Raw genomic sequence first — 6,119 nt, forward strand, 5'->3', positions numbered from 1 at the left:
CCTCTTTCGCGTAGTGGTCGATCTTGTCCCTGAGCCGAGCGATCAGAGCGTCGAACCCGCGATCCTTCATCACCGTCGAGTACTCGGCCTTGCGCGCCGCGAGCTCGCTGACCCCATCGGCGAACACATTCAGGATCCGCCAGCGCTCACCTTCGGGTTTAAGGATGTACTTGAACTGGACAGTGTCGCCGTCCGATTTCACCAACTCGGCCGTGACGATCGTCCAATCCCCTTTGGTTTCCTGCGAGACGTCGCGAAACTTCTCGTTCTTGAACCCATCGAATCGCGCCGCGTAGGTCGCCGTGCTGAGCCGCTCGAAGGTCTCGAGAAACAGCTTTCTCTGATCCGCATTGAGCCCGGCCCAATAGCGGCCTAGGAGCTTCTGCCCGATGGTGCCGAAATCGAAGCTGGCACTGACCACGGGAGCGAGCCTGTCATAGCGACCGGAATATCCCAGGGCATCGGCACGCTTCATGACATCCAGGAGCGTCGTATGGAGCTTGTCGACCACCGACTTGGCGTCTGCCGTTCCCGCCTCCAGATCGGGACCCAAAACGAGTGCCATCGCAAAAATCAGGACGCGCGTCAGCGCTCGGTAGCCGTTCATCAACATACGAAACATACCCCCCCAGAGCGGTACACCCGAGGCCCCCCGCGATGCGCCGCTCATGCGACGCCGCAATCCCCGCGAGCAGCACTAGATATCGCATGGGACCCCGGTGTCTTTAACCAGGTGTGTCCTCCAGCGCGCCTGCCGCAGCCTCGTCGGTACCGTATTGCCTGCCCTTCCACAGCGATCGCCGACCCCGCCAGTAGCGGATCGCGGAGCTCCACGTCATCCCGAGAAACAAGCACCCCGCCCCCGGCAGGACCAGCACCCAGGCAAGGGGAAGCCCATAATACCTGAGAACGGCCCGGTAACTCACCATGGCCATGGCTAAGGTCAGGGCGCCGGCCGCCGCCACCGGCCACTCCCCCGAGACCAGCGCCGCTACGGGCGCCGCGAAGGCGCACAGCATCACCACGGTGCAGAGGACGAGCAACAGAGGGGAATAGCGCAACTGCGTGAAGGCCGTTCTCGCCACCATTTCCCAGATGCTCTGCAGCGAGGGATAGGGCCTCAAGCTCCGGGCCGAATGGGTCAACCCGATCCAGGTATGGAACCCCCGCTTCTTGACGCGCCCGGCCAGGGCGCAGTCGTCGATGAGCGCGTCTCGAATCGCCGCGAATCCGCCGATCTCTCTCAGGACACGCGCCTCCAGGAGGATGCACCCGCCGGCGGCGCAAGCCACGAACGGTATCGCCGGCGAGTTGGACAGACGGAAGGGGTAAAGGAGCTTGAAGAAGTAGACGAAGGCCGGCATCAGGAACCGCTCCCAGAGGTTGTCCATGCGCAGCAAGACCAAGAGCGACACCAGATGGCGACCGTCCTGCCGCAGCTTGGCGCGGAGTGCGGGGAGGATCCCGGGGAGCAGCTCAACATCGGCATCGAGGAGCAGTACCCACTCGGTGCGGACGTTCGCGAGCCCCTGGTGCAAGGCCCACAGCTTGCCGCTCCAACCGGGAGGCAGGGGCGTCCCGTACACGATCTGGAGCCCCTCCATGCGGCACGCGCGCGCCACCGCCCCGGTACCGTCGGTCGATTGATCGTCGATGAGGATGATCCGGAGGCCCCGCCCCTGGCGCCTCAGCCCGGCCAGGATCGTGCTGATCTGCGCGGCCTCGTCGCGGGCCGGAACCAGGACGGTCACATCACGGAGATCGACGTCCTCGCCTCCGCCCTGCGCGTCCAGCGACTCGTCGGTGGCCCAGGGACGCCAGGGCGCAATCAGCACGCACAGCCACATGACGCACGCCGGCAGCACCACGTACCACCAAGACACGGAGCGGTGCCGGTATGGGCGCGACGCGGCGTCTGCTAACCGCTGGCCTTGCGGTGGCGCGAGACCGGCGCGGCGATCGTCGCTACGGTCCCGGAGCCCTTGCCTACCAGGTGCGGCCGGGGCACGGCTCCCTCCCGATAGACGATCTCGGGTTCGGGCGCCATGTCGCCATCGGTGCGCGGTCCCGCGAGCATGACCCGCAGGGCCTTGAGCGGCGAGCGGAACGCATCGTTCACCGCCGTCGCTTCGTAGCCGCAATGGACCATGCAGTCGTTGCATTTCGGGTTGCGCCCGGTGCCGTAGCGTTCCCATTCGGTCTCTTCCATGAGCTCCCGGTAGGTCTTGGCATACCCCTCTCCCACCAGGAGATAGCAGGGTTTCTGCCAGCCAAACACGTTGCGGGTGGGATTGCCCCAGGGCGTACACTCGTAGGCCTGGTTACCGGCGAGGAAATCGAGGTACAGGGGCGACTGGTTGAAGTACCATTGACGTTTTCCGCGCCGTGATTTGCCGAGCTTGAACAGATCGCGAAACAACTGCTTGCTGGCGCGGCGCTTGAGGAACACGTCCTGGCGCGGGGCGCGCTCGTAGCTATAACCGGGCGAGATGGTCACGCCCTCTACTCCGAGTGCCATCGCGATATCCATGAACTCGGCGACTTCCGGGGCGGTCTCACCTTGAAAGAGCGTGCAGTTGGCGGTCACTCGAAACCCCTGCGCGCGCGCCTTCTCGATGACCGCCACACAGGTATCGAAGACCCCCTCGCGGCACACCGAGGCATCGTGCCGCTGGCGGGTCCCGTCGAGGTGGATGGAGAAGGTCAGGTACGGGGAAGGCCGATAGTCCTTCATGCGTCGGTCCAGGAGCAGCGCGTTGGTGCACAGGTACACGAACTTCTCGCGTTCGATGAAGCCCTGGACGATCTGGGGCATCTCTTTGTGGATCAACGGCTCGCCGCCCGCGATCGAGACGATCGGCGCACCACAGTCGTCGACGGCGGCCATGCACTCCTCGACCGACAGGCGCTTGTCGAGGATCTCGTCGGGATAGTCGATCTTGCCGCACCCGGCGCACGCGAGGTTGCAGCGAAACAACGGTTCCAACATCAACACGAGCGGATAGCGCTGCCGCCTCCGGAGCTTCTGCTCGAGCACATAGCGCGCCACACGGTACTGCTGGATCAAGGGAACGCCCATGCCAATCCTCCCCTAGTCTGGTGGTATATTTTGGCGTTTGATCAACCAATTGCGGAACGAGCCCGCGATCCCTATTACGATACTGTAACGGTTCGGGAAAGTACAGCCCGGGGCCCCCGCGAGGCCCCTGGGCGACCGCGCTATCGGCACCGGGCGGCCTTGCTTGCAAGAGCCGGAGGCCGTATCGATAATGTAGACTTTAGGAGGTTGAGTTGTTGCGTATGAACAAATCCTACCCGCGTCTGCGCACGATCGAGTCTCCGCAGGACCTCCGGGGCCTGCCGGAATCGGAGCTCTTGGCGCTCGCCGAGGAGCTGCGGGCCTTTCTCCTGGACTCGGTGAGCCAGAGCGGCGGCCACTTCGCCGCGGGGCTCGGGACGGTGGAGCTGACCATCGCCCTGCACTATGTCCTCAACACCCCCGAGGACCGGCTGGTGTGGGACGTGGGGCATCAGGCCTACCCCCACAAGATCCTGACCGGCCGCCGCGAGCGGATGCCGACCATCCGCCAGTGGGGAGGGCTGGCGCCGTTTCCCAAGCGCGACGAGAGCCCCTGCGATACCTTCGGGGTCGGGCATTCGAGCACCTCCATCAGCGCCGCGCTGGGGATGGCGATCGCGGCTCGGCGGGAGGGCCGGGGGCGCAAGGCCGTGGCCGTCATCGGCGACGGGGGGATCACCGCCGGGCTGGCCTTCGAGGCCATGAACCACGCCGGGGACCTCGCCATCGACCTCATGGTTGTCCTGAACGACAACGACATGTCCATATCGCCCAACGTCGGGGCGCTGTCGAACCGCATCGCCCAGGTGCTGTCGGGGCGGCTCTACACCTCCGTGAAGCGGGGCAGCAAGAAGATGCTCTCGATCATGCCGCCGGTCTGGGAGCTGGCGCGTCGGGCCGAGGAGCATGTCAAGGGCCTGATCATCCCCGGGACCCTGTTCGAGGAGCTGGGCTTCAACTACATCGGACCGATCGACGGGCACGATCTGCCGACCCTCCTCGGCACCATCCGCAACGTGAGCCAGATGCCGGGGCCGCAGCTCCTGCACGTCATCACCAAGAAGGGCAAGGGCTACGCGCCGGCCGAGGCCGATCCGGTCAAGTACCACGGCGTGACCCCATTCGACCCGGAGCGCGGCATCGTCGCCGGCAAGGCGCCGAGCAAGCCGAGTTACACCAAGGTGTTCGGCGATTGGGTCTGCGACATGGCGGCCATCGACCCGCGCCTCGTCGCCATCACCCCGGCGATGCGGGAGGGATCGGGCCTGGTACGCTTTCAGAAGGACTTCCCGGAGCGTTACTTCGATGTCGCGATCGCCGAGCAACACAGCGTGACGGTGGCGGCCGGCATGGCCTGCGAGGGGCAGAAACCGGTGGTGGCGATCTACTCGACCTTCCTGCAGCGGGCCTATGACCAGGTCATCCACGACGTCGTCAACCAGAAGCTGCCGGTCTTGTTCGCCATCGACCGCGCCGGGCTGGTAGGCGCCGACGGGCCCACGCACAACGGCAGCTACGATCTCAGTTTCCTGCGCTGCCTGCCCCATATGGTGGTGATGGCGCCGGCCGACGAGAACGAGTGCCGGCAGATGCTGTATACCGGATTTCTGCACGACGGTCCCGCGGCTGTGCGATACCCGCGCGGCGAAGGACCCGGGGTCCCGGTGAACAGCACCATGACGGCCCTCCCCTTCGGGAAGGCGGAGATGCGGCGCGAGGGGCACGGACTCGCCCTCCTCTGCTTCGGCACCATGCTGGCGCCCGCATTGGAGGTGGCCGGGGTGCTCGATGCCACAGTTGTCAACATGCGCTTCGTGAGACCGCTGGACAAGGAGATGCTCCTCGATTTGGCGGGATCCCACGCGCTCTTGGTCACGGTCGAGGAAAACGTCGTGGCGGGCGGCGCCGGGAGCGGCGTCGCCGAGACCCTGGCGGCCCACGGCTGCCACACCCCCGTGGTTCACTATGGCCTGCCCGACCGCCTCATCCAGCACGGCACCCGCGAGGAGATGCTGGTCGATGCCGGTCTGACGAGCGAGGGGATCCTGGCATTCGTACGCGGGCTGGGGCGTCACGATCGCCGGGCGGGCCCGAAGGGCGTCGTAGGCCCCCGGCCGGTTGGGGCGGCGGGATTATCGCCATGACCCCTCGCCCAGGAGATGAATTCGATCCTCCCCCGCCAGCGGGAGGATCAGTCAATCCCAAGTATAAGGGACCATCCGACATCTTCGGCGCCGGCCGCCGAAGCGCTCGCATGACCAGGGCGATCAAGGTATCTTGGCCGACATGACCAGGCACGCGATCTGCTCGCCAGCCCCGAGAGGGCGGAGACGGTGTCCAAGCTGATTCTCTAGCCGGGACGGCGCCAGACCACTCACGGTCACACGTCGCTTTTTTGATCCTCGCTCGCTGTATGGACCGGAGATATGAGTAAAGGGTTTTGAGGTCATGTGATGAGTGGAACCGATCGTCCAGCTCACGCTGCTCGGATTCGCCATCAATAACGATCCCAGGCCCCTCCCGATCGCCGTGCTCCGGGCCGATCGCAGTGCCGTCGCCCGCAGTCTCATCGCCGGGATGCAAGAGACCGATTATTTTCATGTGTTGTATTATCCGAACCGGGAAGAGGAGGCCAAGGTGCTATTGCGCCGTGGCGACGTCCAGTTTGTCCTGGCTGTCCCGGAGGGTTTTTCGCGCAAGCTCGTTCGGGGTGATTTCCCGGCCGTGCTCCTCGAGATCGATGCCACCGATCCGGCCGCGGCGAGCAACGCCGTCGCAGCCGTCAACACCCTGGCCCATGCTGGCGTTCCTGCTGATGGCGCTCGTCGCCGGACGGCAGCGTTATCGACGCACCCTGGACTGAAGGGCATGGGCGGCCCCGGCACGGCGGCGGTGGCCTCGTGAATATATATACGGCTCTTCGGGACAATTTGTGGGTGGTTGCGAGCCTGTGAGGGGCATGGGTGCCTGTGGACTTGTGGATAACATCCCTGTTACCCACAGGGCCCACAGGCCAAGCTGGGGATCTGTGGACAACCTC

General features: G+C 65.2%; 5 protein-coding genes. 2 read left to right on the forward strand and 3 right to left on the reverse strand.

What is annotated here, in order from left to right; translation table 11 throughout:
• The 3 genes from M3461_05150 to hpnH form a co-directional block, all read right to left on the reverse strand.
• Positions 1 to 622, reverse strand: a 622-nt coding sequence (locus M3461_05150; protein ID MDQ3773777.1) for an ABC transporter substrate-binding protein, incomplete at its 3' end; no start/stop codon positions are given.
• A 103-nt stretch (positions 623 to 725) separates the two neighbouring features.
• Complete coding sequence (locus tag M3461_05155; GenBank protein MDQ3773778.1) at positions 726 to 1,883, reverse strand: glycosyltransferase; 1,158 nt, start codon at positions 1,881 to 1,883, stop codon at positions 726 to 728.
• Positions 1,884 to 1,918: 35 nt separating this feature from the next.
• A complete protein-coding gene (gene hpnH / locus M3461_05160; protein ID MDQ3773779.1) occupies positions 1,919 to 3,079 on the reverse strand; it encodes an adenosyl-hopene transferase HpnH in 1,161 nt (386 codons plus the stop codon).
• A gap of 221 nt (positions 3,080 to 3,300) precedes the next feature.
• Here hpnH and dxs point away from each other — a divergent pair, with 221 nt between their 5' ends.
• Positions 3,301 to 5,223 (forward strand): 1-deoxy-D-xylulose-5-phosphate synthase, encoded by a 1,923-nt coding sequence (gene dxs / locus M3461_05165; GenBank protein MDQ3773780.1) that lies wholly within the window; start codon positions 3,301 to 3,303, stop codon positions 5,221 to 5,223.
• A 313-nt stretch (positions 5,224 to 5,536) separates the two neighbouring features.
• Positions 5,537 to 5,983 carry an ABC transporter permease gene (locus tag M3461_05170; GenBank protein MDQ3773781.1) on the forward strand — a complete coding sequence of 149 codons (447 nt, stop codon included), beginning with the start codon at positions 5,537 to 5,539 and terminating at the stop codon, positions 5,981 to 5,983.
• Positions 5,984 to 6,119: the final 136 nt, after the last annotated feature.

It is taken from the genome of Pseudomonadota bacterium (genome assembly GCA_030860485.1).
In the GTDB taxonomy this organism is placed as follows: Bacteria; Pseudomonadota; Gammaproteobacteria; order JACCXJ01; family JACCXJ01; genus JACCXJ01.